The sequence below is a fragment of the Glycomyces lechevalierae genome (assembly GCF_027622945.1).
Taxonomy (GTDB): Bacteria; Actinomycetota; Actinomycetes; order Mycobacteriales; family Micromonosporaceae; genus Glycomyces; species Glycomyces rutgersensis.
Window position 1 is genome coordinate 352,873 of sequence record NZ_JAPZVQ010000003.1, and the last position, 18,601, is coordinate 371,473.

Below are 18,601 nucleotides of genomic sequence, written 5' to 3' on the forward strand. Positions count from 1 at the left end.
CGCTCACCCCGGCCGGGCGCCCAACCCCCCCCACCCCCCAGCCGCCCCGGCGGCGGCCACATGAGGCCGCCCGCGCGCCTTTTCTATGCATTCGTGCATCCACACTCTGGGAATCAGATTCCCAACTTTCGGCGAACGAGTAGAGTGTCAGCCGTCCCGCGTCCGCCCGCCACCCCTCGCGCCCCTGCTCAGAGGCAACGACGCCCCAAGCGGTCCAAGCAGAAAGCGAATCCCCGATGTTGAAACGGACCCCGCTGCAACGCATCAGCGACCTCACCGGCACCTGGCTGCCCGCCATCGTGCTCGCCGCGGCCGCGATCGCCTTCGCGACCCCGAGCACTTTCGCCCCGCTCGGCACCGCCGTCCCGTACTTCCTCATAATCATCATGCTCGGCATGGGCATGACCTTGCAGCCCAAGGACTTCGCGATCATCGGCAAACGGCCGTGGCCCGTGGTCGTCGGCGTCCTCGCCCAGTACCTCGTCATGCCCCTCGTCGGCTACGGCCTCGCCGTCGCCTTCGACATGGAGCCCATGCTCGCCGTCGGCATGATCCTCGTCGGCTCCGCGCCCGGCGGGACGGCCTCGAACGTCATGGTCTACCTGTCCAAAGGCGACACCGCGCTCTCGGTGGCGATGACCTCGGTCTCGACCCTCCTCGCCCCGCTCCTCACCCCCGTCCTGGTCCTCTGGCTCGCAGGCGAGTTCCTGCCCGTCGACGCGGGCAGCCTCTTCGTCTCGATCATCCAGATCGTGCTCATCCCCGTCGTGATCGGCCTCCTGCTGCGCCGCTTCGCGCCGCGCCTCATCGACAAGGTCCTCGACGCGCTCCCGCTCATCTCCGTCCTCGGCATCACCCTCGTCGTGATGGCGGTCGTGGCCGGCAGCGCCGACACCCTGCTCCAAGTCGGCGCACTCGTCGTCCTCGCCGTAGTGCTGCACAACGGATTCGGACTCGCCCTCGGTTACGTCCTCGCGAAGCTCGGCCGCCTGCCCGTCACCGGCCGCCGCGCGGTCAGCATCGAGGTCGGCATGCAGAACTCCGGCCTCGCCGCCGCGCTGGCGACGGCCCACTTCAACCCGGTCGCGGCCCTGCCTGCGGCGGTGTTCTCGGTGTGGCACAACATCTCCGGCTCCCTGCTGGCGGCCTACTGGTCCCGCCGCCCGGCGAAGGACACCCCGAAGGAGGACCGGGAGACGGTCGAAGCGTAAGCCATGAGGGACGGACCCGCGGTGCACCGCGGGTCCGTCCTGGTACACCGAGCACGCGAACCCTTGCGCGGCGGCCGTTAGCTCTCCATCTGCACTCGGAAAGCCAAGAAAAGGTGCGCTAGTGTCTGCTGGTGCCTAGTACCTCTCTCTACGCACGACGGACCGCTGCCCTCGGACCGCTCGTCGCCCTCATATTGATCGCCTGGCTCGTCGGGCTCTACTGGATCGCCGCGTTCGAACCGCTGAGTTGCGGTGCTGCGGGCCCGATCCTCAGCGGATGCACGGATGCCGAGGTCCGCCAGTCACAAGCCCTGATGTACGTGTACTGGGCGATGGCCTTGGGCGGGCCGATGCTGGCCCTCGGCGTCTGGACCTTCCTGTCGCCGGGGAGCCGCCAGTTCCGCGCGGCTTACACCGTGGTGGCCGTCTGGTTGTTCATCGCCGCGCCCTGGCTGCTGAACGTCGCCGCAGGGTTTCTCACTGGGGAAGTCTTCCTTGCCGGGCTCCTGCCCGAGTGGGGGATGCTTCGAACGTCGTTCGTCATCGGCGTCGTCGGCAGGCTGATCCTCATCGTGAGCGCACCGCTCGTACTCTCGATCCTCCTGCTCCGGCGCGGGCACTGGATCTATGCGAGCGCGTGGACTGCAGTGACGGTAACGGTCGTCGCCGTGATCAAGGCGGTCTTGTCCTAGAGCGAGCTTGAGAGATAGCGAGCTTGAGAGATAGCGGGTCGTGCCGGTCGACCTGGCTTCAACCGCGATCGGCAGGCGCCGCTGATCGTTGGCCGAGAGCAAGGTCAAGGCCGCTTCGGCTGGGACGAATCGGAACTCGTCGAGTTCGTGACCGTCGAGCGTGATCCGATCGGGCTCGATGGTGCCGCCCTCGAAGATGAAGACGATCATCGGCAGCGAGCGTTCGGGGGTCGGCGGCGTCCAGTCGACGACGAGCAGGCGGCCGATCTCGACATCGAGGCCGATCTCCTCCTTGACCTCCCGCCGGCACGCCTGCTCGGGCGTCTCGCCCGCATCGAGCTGCCCGCCGACGAAGAGCCAGTAGTCCCGATAGTTCGGCTTGACCACGAGCACCCGGCCCGACGCATCGGTGAGCAGCGCACCGGCAGAAGCGACCACCTTCGGCCGCAACGCGAGCCACTCCTCCGGCGGCATCCACCCATCACGAGTCATGACACCGACCCTAGCGGCCGAGGCCGCTGCTGGAAAGCGCCAGGACCGTGCGCTGCCGAGGAAGTCAGGGGATGGCGATGATGGGTCGAGTCGGAAGCATCGTTGCCCCTCGCCGCCGGAAACTGAGAACGTGTTTGCCGCACGATTGCGGTATCCGTAGCATCCTGGCCATGACGCTCCTGATGATCGACCTGGACAACACGCTCATCGACCGCGACGCGGCCTTCCGACTCGGCGTCACCGAGTTCCTTGCCGCGCATGAGCTTCCGGCCGAAGACGTCGACTGGGTCATGTCGGTCGACGCCTCTGGCCATGCGACGCGGTCGGTCGTGGCGGACGCGATCATCGCGCGGTACGCCGCCGGTCTCGACAAGGCTGGGATCATCGACTTCCTGCGGCGCGGCGCACGTGAACACGCGCGGGTCGCGGAGGCGACCATCGTTGCGCTGCAGGAGGTCCGCGAGGCCGGGCACCAGGTCGTGATCGTCACCAACGGCGCTGTGCCGCAGCAGACCGGCAAGATCACCGCCTCGGGCCTCGACCGGCTCGTCGACGCGACGGTCGTCAGCGAGGGCGTCGGCTCGCGCAAGCCCGAACCGGGCATCTTCCACGCGGCCGCCGCAGCCGTCGGTGCTTCGCTCGACAGCGCCTGGATGATCGGCGACCGCGACGACGCGGACATCCTCGGCGCTCACCGCCTCGGCCTGCGGAGTGTTTGGCTCCACCTTGGACGTGATTGGGCCCCAACCGATTACAAGCCGACCGCTGTCGCCGATGCTGTCGCAGAGGCCATCAGGCACGCCGCGAGTTCGTTACGCTGAGCCGATGGAGCAATTCGACAGTGAAGTAGAAAAGGCGCTGAACCGAGCCGGCAAGGCCTCAGCTTGGTTGACGGTGCTGGCCGTCGCGATGATCATCCTCGGCATCGCCGGCGGAGTCCTGGGCGGCGTCGGCGTCGCGCTCAGCTCTTTCGCCGGCGCGGCCCTGATCTATGGCGTCGCCGTGATCATCAACCTGCTCGGGATGCAGCTCGTGGTCTCCTGGGGCCAGATCCGCCAGAGCAAGGGCACCCCTAAGTGAGTCCGAACACTGAAAGCAGTTCGATTGCGGCCCTGGACGGGTCGTCGTCGTAAGCCGACGGGAAGGCCTCCTCGATCCGCCAGCCCGCGCGCCGCAACGCGCGCTGCCGCGCGACGTGCGCGGCAGCGCCGTCCCCGTGGACCTCCGCGATCACCCCGATCGCCTGCTCGCCCTCGCCCAGCACGAGGTCCACCGACCAATGCCCGACCGGATACGCCTGGCGCACCGGCACTTCCGCGCCGTCCAGCGCGTCGGCGAGCTTCGCCGTCCACTGCCCGGCCGCGTCACCGCTCTCAGGTGAACGCGGCGGCCGGTCCGCGTACCGCAGGAACTCGCCGATCAAGCCGTCGGTCTCACCGACCGCCGTGACCACGTGCAGGTGCTCGCGCGCCCGCGTCACCATCACGTTGAACAGGTTCGGGCCGGCCGCGAACCGCCGCCGTCCCGCCGCATCCCCTTCGGCCACACCCAGAGCGACGATCACCGTGTCCGCTTCGCTGCCCTGGAACGCGTGCACCGTCCCGGCCCGCATCCCGTGGCGGCGAATGGTCTCCAGGTCGAAGCGCTTCAGGATCCCCGCCTCGATCGCCTCGGCCTGCGCCCGGAACGGCGAGATCACGGCGAGGCCCTTCGCACCCGAGTCGACGAGTTCCCCCAGCAGGTCGAGCGACCGCGAGACCTCAGCCTCGACCACACCATCCTTTGAGGACTTCGCGACGACGCGATGGACCGCGATCACGTCCGCCTCATGGTTGCGCGGATGAGTGGTGATCGGCTTGACCCGACCGTGGTAGAACTTCGCCGCCGAGAACCCGATCAGATGCGGCACGCTGCGGTGATGCTCGGTCAACTCGACCACCGGCCCGGCCCCGCACGCGAGGTCGTAAGCGCTCACCTTGCCGATGTCCAACTGCCCCAAGCGGTCGGAGAGCCCGTGCTTCCCCAGGACGTCCTCGGTCTTCGCCGCGCTCGCGAACGAGACGAACCGCAACTGCCTGGGGTCGCCCGCGACGACAGCCCGGCGGGCGCGGGCGAGCACCGGGGCGGCGCGGAGCTGGTTGATGTGGGAGGCCTCGTCGAGGATGAGCAGGTCGAACATGCCCGCGCAGGCGGGGAGGACGTCTTCGACGTCCGCGACCGTGCCGATCCACAACGGCGCGACCCGGAGCAGGGCCGCGGTGTCGATGCTCTCGAGCCGCGCCCGGCGCTGCGGGCGGCCGCCGCTGCGGAGCGCGGTCGCGAGTGAGGCCAGTGCCCTTCGGGCGGCCGCGTCGCGGCGGTGCGCGGCGTCGGTCTCGACCTCGAGTGAACGGCCGATCGCTTCGGCCGCTTCGGTATCGGCGGTTTCGAGACTGCACCAGAGCGGCGCAAGGCGCAGGCCCCCGACGGCGGCGAGGCGGGCGGCGTCGCGCTGGTCGCGGGCGGCGCGAAGGGCGCGTGCGATCGCGGTGGGACTGCCGTCGGCGCCCGCGAGAAGCCGCAACCGCTCGGCGGCGAGTCGGGCTCGAACGCGCGGCCACCAGCCGTCGTCGCGGAGCGAACGGGCGAGCAGCCGGTCGGCCTCGTCGAGGTCGGCTTCGCGGAGCCCGGGGAAGTCGTCGAGGAGGAACGAGGGCAGGTCCTGCAATCGCCCGCGCCGGGCTTCGAGGTCGAGCCAGTTCGCGATCTCGGTCTCGACGCGGGCGGCGTACTCGGCCGCTTCGACGGCGGCGTCCCGCACCTGTTCGACCTCGCGGCGCTTGCGGCCCTTGCCGGTGCCGGAGCCGAGCTTGGTCAGGAACCGGTCGCGCCGCTCCGAGTCGCCGAAGTGGACCGGGAGCGGCCCGGGATGGCGGTCGAGGAGTTCGGCGAGGACGTCCGCGGCGTGCACGGATTGGGCGGCGATGAGCACCGACTGCCCGTTCGCTATGGCGTCCAAGGCGATCGCGGCGAGCGTGTGGCTCTTACCGCACCCGGGCGCGCCCGCGACGACCGTGACGGGAGCGGTGCGCGCTTGGAGAACGGCCGCCGCCTGCTCGCGGCTGAGCGGCAGCGGGCAGCGGGGCGGTGTCGTGTGGTATTCAGACTCGGCTTCGACGGGGTCGTACATTGCGGCGAACGCGGTTCGCTCGAGATCCGTCCGTGTCGCCCAATCTCGCAGACCCGTCGAGAATGACGAGGTACTCGCTTCAGGGATCACGTAGACCACGGCCCGCGGGACGACGACGAGTCCGTCTTGATCGGCCTGCGGCGTGTCCTGGACACCGACGACATCGAATCCGGCCGCGGCAGCTGCCTTGGACAGCCAGTCGGGTTCTCGGGTCGACTCGTCGCGGCGTTCCGGATCGAAGACCGCTTCGAGTGCGAGCCCGAGTTTCGTCCCTTCGAGCGCACTGTGGACTTCGATGTCGCCCGCCGGAATGACCATCTGCCGGAAGTCTTTATGCGGGTCGGTCCGGAGGCGGACAGGGCGGCTGATCAGCGGATAGCGGACCCGGCGCTGCTTGCCGTCGATCTCGATGCGGCCCATGACCACGCCCCATCCTTGACGGAGCAGGCGCTCGTCGCGGTGGAGCTCGTCGTACTTCGCGAGTTCGGCGCCTTGGTACACGGTCCCGATGTCGCCCCAGGCGTGCTGCTCGCCGAGCAGGTCGCGTTGCAGCCGCTGCTCCGTGGGCCGCGGGGCAGGGGCGAGGTCGGCGAGGGCGAGGAGGAGCCGGGCGGTGCTCATGTGGGCCGAGTCTACTGGGCTGAGGCTCGTACGCGCAGGTCACGCCGCTGCGGGCGTTAGCGGTCGAGCAGGTCGAGGCGGCGTTGCACCGTTGCGGCCAGGTTTGTCAGTTCGCCTTCGGTGTAGGGGCAGAGAAGACGGCTCAGGGCGGTGAGGGCGGTGTGGATGGCCTTGGGGCTCAAGTCGTTCGGGTGGGTCGCCTCGATGCCGGGCGGGAGGTCGACGGCGGCGTTCTCGACGGTGACCGCGCCGAACATCGGGAACGGAAGGTCGTGCGCGTGGGCCCAGAGCTGCCAGAGGTGGTCGCGGGCATCGGTGAGGGCTTTCAGGGCCCGCCAAGGGTGGTCGCGGAGGCTGTGGCGGGCGGCGTCGCCGACGGCGATCCAGGCGAGGAAGGTCCATTCGCGGACGGTGGCTTCGTCGGCGTCCCAGCGGGTCTGGCCGAGCTCGCGGCTGAGGCGTCCCGATTTGTCAACGGTCGCAACGGCTTGGGGCGGGAGGCCGGTCCGCACGTCCTCGTCGAAGACGACGAGGGAGAGCTGGCGGCCGTCCTCGTAGACGCAGACGAGGTGGGTCGCGTCGCCCATCGGCTGCGTGAGTGTGGCGGCGACCGGGGCGAACTCGGCGATGGCGTCGCGGGCTTCGTCGATGCGGTCCGGGTGGTCGGCGAGGGCGTGGACGCCGATGCCGGCGTCCACATCCGAGAGTTCATCCCCGGCTCCGCGTCCGAGCGAGCCGCCGATCTCGACCCAGTCCACCCAGTCGGTGCCCCGGGCCCAGTCGCTGAGCGCCGTGACCAGCGCCCTCGGGTCCGCTCCGGTCATGACTCGGCGGGCTTCTCCTCGGCCGCTTCGGGTTCCGCGGTTTCGACTGCGGGCGTCCCGGGTTCCGTGGATGCCGTCTCAGCGGCTTCGGGTGCTGTGGAGACGGCCTCGGCCGCTACGGGTTCCTTCGTCGCTTCGGTCTTCGCTGCAGCGGCGGCCACCGCGGGCTCCGGTTCCTCCTTCTCCGGCATCGGCAGCGCCTGCGAGATGCGGAGCGCCTGCTGGAGGAGGTCCCAGCCGAGCGGCAGCGCGACGGCGTCCGGCAGGTCGAGTTCAAAGCCGAGGTCGTCGGCGAGGCCGCCCTGCTTGGCGAGTTTGACGACGACCGGGTGGGCCGAGCGGTTCGGCGCGTAGCACCACTTGGGTGCGGCGAGGCCGAAGTCGCGGGCGATCATCATGGCGGCCATGGCGGCCGGGCCGTCGATGAGGATGGCGGTGGAGCGGGTCGCGGCGGTGAAGATCGCGGCGGCCATCGCGCCGAGCTGGGCGCCGCCGAGGCGCGAGACGAGCGCTTCGGGGCTGCGCTTGAAGCCGCGGTTGAACGCGAGGTGGTCGCGCAGTGCGGCCACACGGCCCATCCAGGCGACGTCGTGGACAGAGCCGCCGGGGGCGTGGAGCTGCGGCTGGTAGGTGGTGATGTCGTCCTTGGCGATGAAGGAGCAGACCGCGACCGAGGCGGTCGTGGCGCCCGCGCCGAGGCCGGCGATGAGGAGGAGGTCCGCGCCGGCGTCGATCGCGCGGTCGGCGGTCTCGCGGCCGAGGCGCAGGGCCTCGTTCAGCTCGGTCTCGTCGAGGAGCGGGCCCTCGACGCCTTCGCTCGCGGGCGTGCGGACCACGGTGACGGGCAGCCCGGCGCGGGCGGCCTGGTCGGCGAGGGGGCCTTCGCCCTTCTCGAGGGCTTCGACCTGGTCTTCGACGGGCGCGTAGTCGCCGGTGTCCCAGCCCTCCGGGTACTCGCCGGCGAACAGGAGCATCTGCGGCGAAGCGAACGGCACGGGCGCGTCGGTGGCCTGCATGCGCGCCGCCCAGCCGACGGCCGGCTGGAGGCGGCCGAGGCCGGCGCCTTCGATGAGGGCGTCCTGCAGCCGCGCGTTCGCGCGCGTGGTCCACACCCCGTTGGGGAACTTCGCTTTCAGGTCGGCGAGGGGCCCGGCGTCGGTCGTCTCAGTCACGGCATAAGGCTAGCGCGGGAGCCGTGGGGCACAATTGCCTAGTGACCACCATCGACTTCGCCAAGGGACACGGCACGGGGAACGACTTCGTGATCGTGCCCGACCTCCAGGACGCGCTGCCGCTGAAGGACGCCCAGGTCGCGCTGCTCTGCGACCGCCGGTTCGGGATCGGCGGGGACGGGCTGCTGCGCGTCGCGCCTTCGGAGGACCCGGCCGCGAAGTGGTTCATGGACTACCGGAACGCGGACGGCTCGATCGCCGAGATGTGCGGCAACGGCGTGCGCGTGTTCGTCCGGTATCTGCTCGAGAAGGGCCTCGCGGAGGGCCCGGAGGTCCCCGTGGCGACGCGGGCCGGGATCAAGACCGTGAACATCGAGGGCGACGAGCTGCGCGTGGACATGGGCGCGGCCGAGTTCGGGCCGACCTCGCAGGCCTCGGTGGAGGGGTTCACGTGGCCCGGCCAGGCCGTGTCGATGGGGAACCCGCACCTGGTGTGCCACCTCGGCGACGACGCGGAGCTCGAGGCGCTGGAGCTGTTCCACCAGCCGCGCTACGACGCGGGCGTGTTCCCGCACGGCGTGAACGTCGAGTTCGTGGTGGGCGCGGCCCCGCATGTGCGGATGCGCGTCCACGAGCGCGGCGTCGGCGAGACCGCCTCGTGCGGCACGGGCGCGTGCGCGGTCGGCGCGGTGGCCCTGCGGCACGCCGGCCAGGACACCGGGGTGTGCAAAGTGGACGTCCCGGGCGGGACGCTCACGATCACCGTCACCGACGAGACCCTGTATCTGACGGGGCCGGCCGTGATCGTCGCCGAAGGCTCGTTCCGGATTTAGCGCCCTCGCAATGTGAATGTGAGGCGCGTCGGCCATAGACCGTCCACAAACCCCCACCCTCCCAAGAGGGGAACGATCGCCCCGCCAACCGTCGCGCGGGGGTCCGACAGAAAACCCCCGGAAACCAGCGGTCTCCGGGGGTTAAACGCGCCACATTCCTAGCGCATGGCCTGCTTGACCGCGGCCGCCACCGCCGGGGCCACGTTCGGGTCGAACACGCTCGGCACGATGTACGTCGCGTTCACCTTCTCCGCGCCCACGCAGTCCGCGATCGCCTTCGCCGCCGCCAGCGCCGCGTCGTCGTTCCAGTCGCGGGCCTGCGCGTCGAGCAGCCCCCGGAACACGCCCGGGAACGCCAGCACGTTGTTGATCTGGTTCGGCTGGTCCGAACGCCCCGTCGCGACGATCGCCGCATACCGGGCCGCCTCGGTCGGGCTGATCTCCGGGTCCGGGTTCGCCAGCGCGAACACGATCGGGTCCTTCGCCATCTTCGCCACGTCGGAGCCCTTGAGGATGTTCGGCGCGCTCACTCCGATGAACACGTCCGAGCCCTCGACCGCGCCCGAGAGGTCGCCCGAGTAGTCGTTCTTGTTGAAGTGCGTGCCGAGCCACCGCCAGGTCTCGTTCTCGCACTCCATCCCGCTGTGCAGCGCGCCGTCGCGGTCGACCGGGATGATGTCGCCGATCCCGGCCTTCTCGAGCAGCCGCATGATCGCGGTGCCGGCCGCGCCGCAGCCGACCACGGTCGCGCGCACGTCCCCGAACTCCTTGCCCACCACTCGCAGCGCGTTCGTGAGCGCGGCGAGCACCACGATCGCGGTGCCGTGCTGGTCGTCGTGGAACACGGGGATGTCGAGCCGCTCGCGCAGCCGCGCCTCGATCTCGAAGCAGCGCGGCGCGGCGATGTCCTCGAGGTTGATGCCGCCGTATGTGGGCGCGAGTGCGGCCACGATGTTGACGATCTCGTCGGTGTCCTGGGTGTCCAGGCAGACCGGCCACGCGTCGACGTCGCCGAACTTCTTGAACAGCGCCGCCTTGCCCTCCATGACCGGCATCGCGGCGGCGGGCCCGATGTTGCCCAGGCCCAGCACGGCCGAGCCGTCCGTCACGACCGCGACGGTGTTGCGCTTGATCGTGAGGCGGCGGGCGTCGTCGGGGTTCTCCGCGATCGCCATGCACACGCGGGCCACGCCGGGCGTGTACGCCATCGACAGGTCGTCGCGGTTGCGAAGCGGCACTTTGGGAGTGACCTCGATCTTGCCGCCGAGGTGGACGAGGAAGGTCCGGTCGGAGACCTTCTTCACGTCGAAGTCCGGCATCGCTTCGAGGATGTTGGTGACCTGCTCGGCGTGCGCCGCGTCAGAGGTGTCGCAGGTGAGGTCGACGGTCATGCGCTTGTTGTCGGACGCGACCACGTCGAGCGCGGTGACGATCGCGCCGGCCTGCCCTACGACGGTGGCCAGGCGCCCCGCTGCGCCCGGGTCGGCCGAGAGGGCCAGCCGGACCGTGATGGAGAAACCGGCACTGGGAAGTCGTGCAGCAGTCATGCCACTCCTAATCGTCACCACGTTGTGGACTCAAGGTCGATACACCTGAATCATGCCACCGCGCGCGCCCGGCCCGCCCGCGCCCGTGCGCGGCGTGACGCCTCCGACCAGTGCCTATGTCCCCGCTGGTCGCGATCGCGGCCATCCGGCCGCGGTGAACAATAAGAACAAATCTCGCCGGGGCCCCGGCGCGGACGCGCGGCCATAATCACTCGCCCTTGTCACCCGCGCGTGTCAAGCTTGTGGTGATGCACGAAGAGCACATGAACTCCCAAGAAGACTTCCCGTCCGGCCACACCCCTTCCACGGGTGAACTGGACCTGGAAGCGCGCCAAGCGCTGCGGCGCGTCGTCGGCCTCGCCTCCACCGAGCTCGAGGACGTCACCGACGCCGAATACCGGCGCCTCCGCCTCGAACGCGTCGTCCTCGTCGGCGTCTGGACCGAGGGCACCATCGACGACGCCGAGAACTCCCTCGCCGAACTCGCCCAACTCGCCGAGACCGCCGGTTCCGAGGTCGTCGACGGCCTCATCCAGCGCCGCTCCAAGCCCGACGCCGGCACCTTCATCGGCTCCGGCAAGGTCCGGGAGGTCAAGGACACCGTCGAAGCGCTCGGCGCGGACACGGTCATCGCCGACGGCGAGCTCTCCCCGGGCCAGCTCATCGCCCTCGAGAAGGCCATCAACGTCAAGGTCATCGACCGCACGGCCCTCATCCTCGACATCTTCGCCCAGCACGCGAAGAGCGCCGAGGGCAAGGCCCAGGTCGAACTCGCCCAGCTGCAGTACCTCCTGCCGCGCCTGCGCGGCTGGGGCGACGCCATGAGCCGCCAGGGCGGCTCCAACGGCGGCGTCGGCCTCCGCGGCCCCGGTGAGACCAAGCTCGAGACCGACCGTCGCCGCATCCGCGCGAAGGTCGCCAAGCTCCGGCGCGAACTCGCGAAGCTCACGGTCACCCGTGAGACCAAGCGCGACTCCCGCACCCGCAACCGCGTGCCCGGCGTCGCCATCGCCGGCTACACCAACGCCGGCAAGTCGAGCCTGCTCAACGCCCTCACCGGCGCGGGCATCCTCGTCCAGGACGCCCTGTTCGCCACCCTCGACACCTCGACGCGGCGCTCCCGCACCGCCGAGGGCCGCGAGTACACCGTCACCGACACGGTCGGGTTCGTGCGGCACCTGCCGCACCAGCTCGTCGAGGCCTTCCGCTCGACCCTCGAAGAGGTCGCCGAGGCGGACCTCATCGTCCACGTCATCGACGGCTCGCACCCCGACCCGCTCGGCCAGGCCGAAGCGGTCCGCGAGGTGCTCGCCGAGGTCGGCGCCGAGGAGATCCCCGAGCTCGTGGTCGTCAACAAGCTCGACCTGGTCGCGCCCGACGACGTGCTGCAGCTCCGCTCCGACTGGCCCGACGCCGTCTTCGTCTCCGCCCACTCCGGCGAAGGCATCGACAAGCTCCGGGCCGCCATCGAGCAGGCGCTCCCGCAGCCGCACACGATGCTGACCGTCTGCATCCCGTACGTGCGCGGCGACCTCGTCTCGCGCCTGCGTTCGCGCGGCGAGGTCCTCTCGACCGAGCACCGCGGGGACGGCAGCGTCATCACCGCGCGCGTCGACGACGCGCTGGCCGGGGAATTGCGAGCGTTCGTCCTGGAAAAGGACTGAATTCCAGTGGTCCCGAACATGTCTCGCGGGGGTCCTGGTGGATACCCGCCGTGTTCTGGAACACTTGCGTGATGCGAGAGCGCCGTGTGGGCCGCAGGGCCCTGCCTGCGCGGATCGTCGCCGGGGCGGCCGGAGCTGCTGTCCTGGTCACGGCCGCGCCCCCCGTCTACGCCCAAGAGGAGGGCGGGGGCGAAGTGGTGTGCGAGATCCACGACTCGCGCGTCGCCGCCGCGACCGGCGTCGTGCCGGCCTCGGACGGCGACGGCTGGTGGGTGCTACCCGACGCCGAGGGCCAGACCGACGGCATGCTGACGATCCGCCGGGTCGGCTCGGACTGCAACGTGCGCGACACCGAGTCCGGGAGCCTGGCGGTCGAGTGGCTGCCGAAGGACCCGCAGGACATCGCGATCGAGCCCGACAAGGGATTCCTGTGGGTCGCCGACATCGGCGACACCGGTGACCGTGAGAGCGTGTCGCTCACGCAGGTCGCGCTCGACGACGCCACCGATTTCGTGATGACCCGCTACGTCTACCCGGACGGCATGAAGGACGCCGAGGCGTACTTCCTGCTCCCGGACCGCAGCCCCGTGTTCATCCCCTCCACCGAGGGCACCGCCGAGCTGTACAAGTCCGACGGCCCCGGCCAGGAGGAGGACACCCCGCTCGAGCTGGCGGGCACCGTCACCCTGCCTGATGGCGCGGGCGCGGTGACCGGCGCGGCGCTGAACGCCGACGCCTCGAAGGTCGTGCTGCGCACCGGCGATTCCGCGTATGAGTGGGACGTCGCCGACGGCGACCCGATCGCGTCGATGACCTCCGGCGAACCGCGTGTCACCCCGCTCGATGACGGCGGCAACGACATCGCGTACGACTCCGAGGGCAACTTCATCACCATCGCCCAGACCGGCGACGACGCCGCCCCGGCGGCGATCTACTCCTTCACCCCGGCCGCCGCTTCCGCTGAGGAACCGGCCGCCAGTGACGAGGCCGCGGGCGGCGGCAGCGCCGAGGCGGAGGGCCCGAGCCTGGTCGACCGGATCCTCGACCTGGGCTTCGGCACCATCGTGAAGATCCTGGCCGCGATCGCGATCCTCGGCATGGCCACGATGGTCTTCGGCATCATCATCATCCGCAAGTACCGCAAGCAGACCCAAGAGGACGGCGACGGGGACGACGACGGGACCGAGTTGGGCTTCGCCCGCGAGGAACCCGTGTTCGGCAAGGCCGCCGCGTTCGACGACGACCCCGTCGACCTCGGCCTCGACGCCGGTCAGCCCGACCCCGACCTGAGCCAGGTCGCCCGCGGTGGTGGCGGCGTCTACGGCGGTGCTGCGGACCGTCCCGAGCCCTCGGGCAACGTGTACGGCGCGAGTCCGGCCCGGCCCGAGTCGACCGGTTCGGTCTACGGCGGCGCGCGGCAGGAGCCTTCCGGCAACGTCTACGGCGCCCGTCCCGCGACCCCGCCCGCCGGGCAGGGCGCGGTGTACGGCGGCGCCCGCGAGGAACCGCAGTACGGCGCGTTCGAACGCGGCGGCCAGGGCAGCGTCTACGACAACGCCGGCCCGGGTCAGAACTTCGGGGCCGGTTCCGAGCCCTCAGGGAACGTCTACGGCGCCCGCCCCGCCGCCCCGCCCGCTGGGCAGGGGAACACGTACGGCGCCCCGCAGGGGAGCGTCTACGGGGCCGGAAACGACGAACGGACCCCGGAGCCGCAGGACGACTTCTGGGGCCCGCCTGAAGGTGGCGCGACGTACGGCCGGGGACGCTAGGGCGCTGAGACGCTGCGGCGCCCGGAGCAGCGCTTGACGCACTGCTCCCGAGCGCAGCGGGGTACCGCGAGCGGTACTAGATCTTCCGGAGGACGGCGACGACGCGCCCGAGGATCTCGGCCTCGGAGGCGTCGATCGGGTCGTACAGGGAGTTGGCCGGGAGCAGCCACGGCTTGCCGTTCTTGCGCTTCCAGGTCTTCACGGTGGCCTCGCCGTCGATCATGGCGGCCACGATCTCGCCGTTCAGAGCGTCCGGCTGCTGGCGCACGACGACCCAGTCGCCGTCGGTGATGGCCGCTTCGACCATCGAGTCGCCCTTGACGCGCAGGAGGAAGTGCACGCCCTCGCCGACGAACTCGGCCGGCAGCGGCATGACGTCGTAGTCGCGCTCCTCGGCCAGGATCGGCTGCCCGGCGGCGATCTCGCCGACCATCGGGACGTACCGCGGCCGGGGGTGCTGCGAGCAGGTCTGCACGCCGCCCGGAGTGGACTGGCGGACCCCGACCGCGCGCGGCCGGCCGGCCAGGCGGTTGAGGTAGCCCTTCCGCTCGAGCTGCTTCATCTGGTACGCGACGGACGAGGCCGAGGCGAGCCCGACTTCCGCGCCGATCTCCCGGACGCTGGGCGGGTACCCCTTGTTGTTGATGAACTCCTCGATGTACTCGAGGACTTGCTGCTGCCGACGCGTGAGCTTGCGCGTTTTCGGTCGGGCTGTTGTGGTCTCGCTAGCCACAGGAGGCTCCCGTTAGACAAATGGGACGGTATGTCTGATTCCGACAATGTAACTCAGGTGCTGTGTCAAGTCAAACATTCGTGCGATGTCGGCGTGTCGCCGCGCTGCTCGGAATGTGTTTTGGCCCAGGTTCACCCGTACGGGTGAACGATAGTCCGCCGACCGCTGGTTCACTGGAGCCCGCCCCCGAACTCCGCCCGTTTCCCCGGTGCGCTCTGCGCTATCCTTGACACAAGATCTTGTGGTGTGTTGTATCGTCTCTCACTAGGTGTTGGGGTTTCCGCACCTACCGGAGTGTCAAGGGGCAGACTGTTCCTCCCGGCGCACGGACCCCGGCGCGACGGAACCCCCAATCGCATGTCGGACCGCTGCGAGACGATGGCCTGAGTAAGGAGACTAGCGATGCGTTGCCCGTACTGTCGCCATCCCGACAGCCGCGTAGTCGATTCCCGCGAGGCCGAGGACGGGAAGATCATCCGCCGCCGCCGGGTCTGCCAGCAGTGCGAGAAGCGCTTCACCACCGTCGAGGAGTCCATCCTCGCCGTCGTCAAGCGCAGCGGCGCCACCGAGCCGTTCAGCCGCGGGAAGGTCGCCTCCGGTGTCCTCAAGGCCTGTCAGGGCCGCCCGGTCGACGCGGACGACGTGGCGAAGCTGGCCCAGGCCGTCGAGGACGAGATCCGCTCGAAAGGCGTGGCCGAGGTCCCCGCGCACGAAGTGGGCCTGGCGATCCTCAAGCCGCTGCGCCGCCTCGACGAGGTCGCCTACCTGCGGTTCGCCAGCGTCTACCAGGACTTCGAATCCCTCGAGGACTTCGAGGCCGCGATCGCGCAGCTGCGCGAGGAGCACGCCGCCCGCAACGGCGCCAAGAACTGACCCCTCAAGGCACGAACACCATCCGATTCCCATGACCAGGCATGAGCAGACAGGGGCGAGGAACATGCCGAAGACCACCAAGGCCGCAGAGGCCGCCAGGACCACCGCGAAGCGAACCGCAGGCAAGACCCCCGAGGGGGGCCTCAAGGTCGAGCGCGTCTTCACCACACCCGGAGTGCACCCGTACGACGAGGTCGAGTGGGAGTCTCGCGACGTCGTCATGACCAACTGGCGCGACGGCTCGATCAACTTCGAGCAGCGCGGCGTCGAGTTCCCGGCGTTCTGGAGCCTCAACGCCACCCAGATCGTCACCTCGAAGTACTTCCGCGGCGCCGTAGGCACCCCGCAGCGCGAGAGCAGCCTCAAGCAGGTCATCGACCGCGTCGTGCAGGCCTACCACGCCGCCGGCGACAAGAACGGCTACTTCGCCACCGCCGAGGACGCCCAGATCTTCGCCGACGAGCTCACCTGGCTCCTGCTCCACCAGTACTTCAGCTTCAACTCGCCGGTCTGGTTCAACGTGGGCACCGCTGCGCCGCAGCAGGTCTCGGCCTGCTTCATCCTCTCCGTGGACGACACCATGGAGTCGATCCTGGACTGGTACAAGGAAGAGGGCATGATCTTCAAGGGCGGCTCCGGCGCCGGGGTCAACCTCTCCAAGATCCGCGCCTCCGCCGAACTGCTCTCCTCCGGCGGCAACGCCTCCGGCCCGATCAGCTTCATGCGCGGCGCCGACGCCTCCGCCGGGACCATCAAGTCCGGCGGCGCGACCCGCCGGGCCGCGAAGATGGTCGTGCTCGACGTCGACCACCCCGACATCGAGGCGTTCATCGACACCAAGGCCCGCGAAGAGGACAAGATCCGCGCCCTCCGCGACGCCGGCTTCGACGTCGATCTCGGCGGCGAGGACATGTTCTCGGTCCAGTACCAGAACGCCAACAACTCCGTGCGCGTCTCGGACGTGTTCATGAAGGCCGTCGAGGAGGGCACCGACTACGCCCTCACCGCCCGCCAGACCGGCGCCGAGATCGAGCGCCGCGACGCCCGCGAGGTCTTCCGCCGCATGGCCCAGGCCGCGTGGGAGTGCGCCGACCCGGGCATCCAGTACGACGACATCATCAACGACTGGCACACCAACCCGAACACGGACCGCATCTACGCGTCCAACCCGTGCTCGGAGTACATGTCGCTCGACGACTCCTCGTGCAACCTCGCCAGCCTCAACCTCATGAAGTTCCTCGGCGGGGACGGCTCGTTCGACGTCGACCGCTTCGTGAAGACCGTCGAGTTCGTCATCACCGCCATGGAGATCTCGATCTCCTTCGCGGACTTCCCGACCGAGAAGATCGGCGAGACCACTCGCGACTTCCGCCAGCTCGGCATCGGCTACTCGAACCTGGGCGCCCTGCTCATGACCTCGGGCCACGCCTACGACTCCGAAGAGGGCCGCGCGCTCGCCGCCGCGATCACCGCGCTCATGACCGGCGTCTCCTACCGCCGCTCGGCCGAGATCGCCGGCGCCGTGGGCCCCTACGCGGGCTACGCCGTGAACGCCGAGCCGCACCAGCGCGTCATGGCCAAGCACGCCGCGGCCGCCGAAGCCGTCCGCACCTTCGGGGACGTCGACGCCACCGTGCTCGAGGCCGCCAAGGACGAATGGACCCGCGGCAACGCGATCGGCGCCGTCAACGGCTGGCGCAACGCGCAGGCCTCGGTGCTCGCGCCCACCGGCACGATCTCGTTCATGATGGACTGCGACACGACCGGCATCGAGCCGGACCTCGCGCTCGTCAAGCACAAGAAGCTCGTGGGCGGCGGCTCCATGGAGATCGTCAACCAGTCCGTGCCCGGCGCGCTGACCCGCCTGGGCTACAACGACGACGACCGCCAGGCCATCGTCGACTACATCGCCGAGCACGGCAACGTCATCGGTGCGCCCGCGCTGCGCGAGGAGCACTACTCGGTGTTCGACTGCGCCATGGGCGATCGCTCCATCGCGCCGATGGGCCACGTGCTCATGATGGCCGCGGTGCAGCCGTTCCTCTCGGGCGCGATCTCGAAGACCGTGAACCTGCCCGAGTCGGCCACGGTCGAGGACGTCGAAGAGGTCTACTACCAGGGCTGGAAGCTCGGCCTCAAGGCGCTCGCGATCTACCGCGACAACTGCAAGGTCGGGCAGCCCTTGTCCGCCAAGAAGAAGGAAGTCGAGAAGGCCGTCGAAGAGGCCGTGGAGAAGGCCATCGAGACCGTCGCGGTCCACGGGCCGGTGCGCCGCAAGCTCCCGAAGAAGCGCCCTTCCCAGACGATCTCGTTCAGTGTCGGCGGCGCCGAGGGCTACATGACCTCCTCGTCCTACCCGGACGACGGCCTCGGCGAGGTCTTCCTCAAGATGTCGAAGCAGGGCTCGACCCTCGCCGGCGTCATGGACGCGCTCTCGGTCTCCATCTCGATCGCGCTGCAGTACGGTGTGCCGCTTGAGAAGTACGTCGAGAAGTTCACCAACATGCGCTTCGAGCCCGCCGGCATGACCGACGACCCGGACATCCGCATGGCCTCCTCGCTGGTGGACTACATCTTCCGCCGCCTCGCGCTGGACTACCTGCCGTACGAGGAGCGCGCCGCGCTCGGCATCCTCACCACCGCCGAGCGCACCGCCGAGGTCAACGGGGACGACCCCGCGAAGGTGCACGAGGTCGACCTCGACGCCCTCCGCGCGTCCGCGCCGATCGAAGAGGCCAGTGTCGTTGATGCGGTGTCGGAACGGGTCCAGATCGAGTCGAAGAAGTCCCGCAAGGACCTCCTCCACTCGGCCCAGGCCCGCAGCGCCGACGCGCCGCTGTGCATGAACTGCGGCACGAAGATGCGCCCGGCCGGCTCCTGCTACGCCTGCGAGGGCTGCGGCGCCACCAGCGGCTGCAGCTAAAGGCTCACTGAGAGCTCCGATCGAAGCGGGGCGGGAGGGATTCGTCCCTCCTGCCCCGCTTCGCGATTGCGCAGCGTA

Annotated in this window: 14 protein-coding genes; 8 read left to right on the forward strand and 6 right to left on the reverse strand. The window is 69.8% G+C overall.

Annotation, left to right across the window (positions count from 1 at the left end):
- Positions 1 to 236 precede the first annotated feature (236 nt).
- Positions 237 to 1,211 carry a bile acid:sodium symporter family protein gene (locus O2L01_RS07995; RefSeq protein ID WP_270121384.1) on the forward strand — a complete coding sequence of 325 codons (975 nt, stop codon included), beginning with the start codon at positions 237 to 239 and terminating at the stop codon, positions 1,209 to 1,211.
- Positions 1,212 to 1,513: 302 nt separating this feature from the next.
- Here the strand turns inward: O2L01_RS07995 and O2L01_RS08000 are convergent, their stop codons facing one another.
- On the reverse strand, positions 1,514 to 2,395 hold the full coding sequence (locus O2L01_RS08000; RefSeq protein WP_270121385.1) for an NUDIX domain-containing protein: 882 nt from the start codon (positions 2,393 to 2,395) through the stop codon (positions 1,514 to 1,516).
- A 170-nt stretch (positions 2,396 to 2,565) separates the two neighbouring features.
- On the opposite strand from O2L01_RS08000, the gene O2L01_RS08005 reads away from it, so the two are divergent.
- Entirely contained in the window at positions 2,566 to 3,216 is a 651-nt protein-coding gene (locus tag O2L01_RS08005) for an HAD family hydrolase (RefSeq protein WP_270121386.1), read from the forward strand.
- Positions 3,217 to 3,220: 4 nt separating this feature from the next.
- A complete protein-coding gene (locus O2L01_RS08010) occupies positions 3,221 to 3,475 on the forward strand; it encodes a hypothetical protein (protein WP_270121387.1) in 255 nt (84 codons plus the stop codon).
- Here O2L01_RS08010 and O2L01_RS08015 read toward each other — a convergent pair.
- Genes O2L01_RS08015 through O2L01_RS08025 form a run of 3 tightly spaced genes read right to left on the reverse strand, consistent with a single transcriptional unit; the run spans position 3,468 to position 8,181 of the window.
- Positions 3,468 to 6,185 carry a DEAD/DEAH box helicase gene (locus O2L01_RS08015; RefSeq protein WP_270121388.1) on the reverse strand — a complete coding sequence of 906 codons (2,718 nt, stop codon included), beginning with the start codon at positions 6,183 to 6,185 and terminating at the stop codon, positions 3,468 to 3,470. The two genes, O2L01_RS08010 and O2L01_RS08015, sit on opposite strands and share 8 nt — an antisense overlap.
- Positions 6,186 to 6,241: 56 nt before the next feature.
- Positions 6,242 to 7,009, reverse strand: coding sequence for a hypothetical protein (locus O2L01_RS08020; protein ID WP_270121389.1), 768 nt, complete (start codon positions 7,007 to 7,009; stop codon positions 6,242 to 6,244).
- On the reverse strand, positions 7,006 to 8,181 hold the full coding sequence (locus tag O2L01_RS08025; protein ID WP_270121390.1) for a nicotinate-nucleotide--dimethylbenzimidazole phosphoribosyltransferase: 1,176 nt from the start codon (positions 8,179 to 8,181) through the stop codon (positions 7,006 to 7,008). The genes O2L01_RS08020 and O2L01_RS08025 overlap by 4 nt, the downstream gene beginning before the upstream one ends.
- A 50-nt stretch (positions 8,182 to 8,231) precedes the next feature.
- Between O2L01_RS08025 and dapF the strand changes: the two genes are divergently transcribed.
- Complete coding sequence (gene dapF / locus O2L01_RS08030) at positions 8,232 to 9,014, forward strand: diaminopimelate epimerase (RefSeq protein WP_344469143.1); 783 nt, start codon at positions 8,232 to 8,234, stop codon at positions 9,012 to 9,014.
- Between the two features lie 158 nt (positions 9,015 to 9,172).
- Here the strand turns inward: dapF and O2L01_RS08035 are convergent, their stop codons facing one another.
- Positions 9,173 to 10,561, reverse strand: coding sequence for an NAD-dependent malic enzyme (locus O2L01_RS08035; RefSeq protein WP_270121392.1), 1,389 nt, complete (start codon positions 10,559 to 10,561; stop codon positions 9,173 to 9,175).
- Positions 10,562 to 10,824: 263 nt separating this feature from the next.
- Here O2L01_RS08035 and hflX point away from each other — a divergent pair, with 263 nt between their 5' ends.
- Both hflX and O2L01_RS08045 read left to right on the forward strand, forming a co-directional pair.
- On the forward strand, positions 10,825 to 12,225 hold the full coding sequence (gene hflX, locus O2L01_RS08040) for a GTPase HflX (protein WP_270121393.1): 1,401 nt from the start codon (positions 10,825 to 10,827) through the stop codon (positions 12,223 to 12,225).
- A gap of 71 nt (positions 12,226 to 12,296) precedes the next feature.
- On the forward strand, positions 12,297 to 13,994 hold the full coding sequence (locus O2L01_RS08045) for a hypothetical protein (protein ID WP_270121394.1): 1,698 nt from the start codon (positions 12,297 to 12,299) through the stop codon (positions 13,992 to 13,994).
- A gap of 76 nt (positions 13,995 to 14,070) precedes the next feature.
- Here O2L01_RS08045 and lexA read toward each other — a convergent pair whose 3' ends face one another.
- Positions 14,071 to 14,727, reverse strand: a complete 657-nt coding sequence (lexA, locus tag O2L01_RS08050; RefSeq protein ID WP_270110793.1) for a transcriptional repressor LexA — start codon at positions 14,725 to 14,727, stop codon at positions 14,071 to 14,073.
- Between the two features lie 402 nt (positions 14,728 to 15,129).
- Here lexA and nrdR point away from each other — a divergent pair, with 402 nt between their 5' ends.
- Positions 15,130 to 15,600 carry a transcriptional regulator NrdR gene (gene nrdR, locus O2L01_RS08055; protein ID WP_270121395.1) on the forward strand — a complete coding sequence of 157 codons (471 nt, stop codon included), beginning with the start codon at positions 15,130 to 15,132 and terminating at the stop codon, positions 15,598 to 15,600.
- A gap of 64 nt (positions 15,601 to 15,664) precedes the next feature.
- Positions 15,665 to 18,523, forward strand: a complete 2,859-nt coding sequence (locus O2L01_RS08060; RefSeq protein WP_270121396.1) for a vitamin B12-dependent ribonucleotide reductase — start codon at positions 15,665 to 15,667, stop codon at positions 18,521 to 18,523.
- Positions 18,524 to 18,601: the final 78 nt, after the last annotated feature.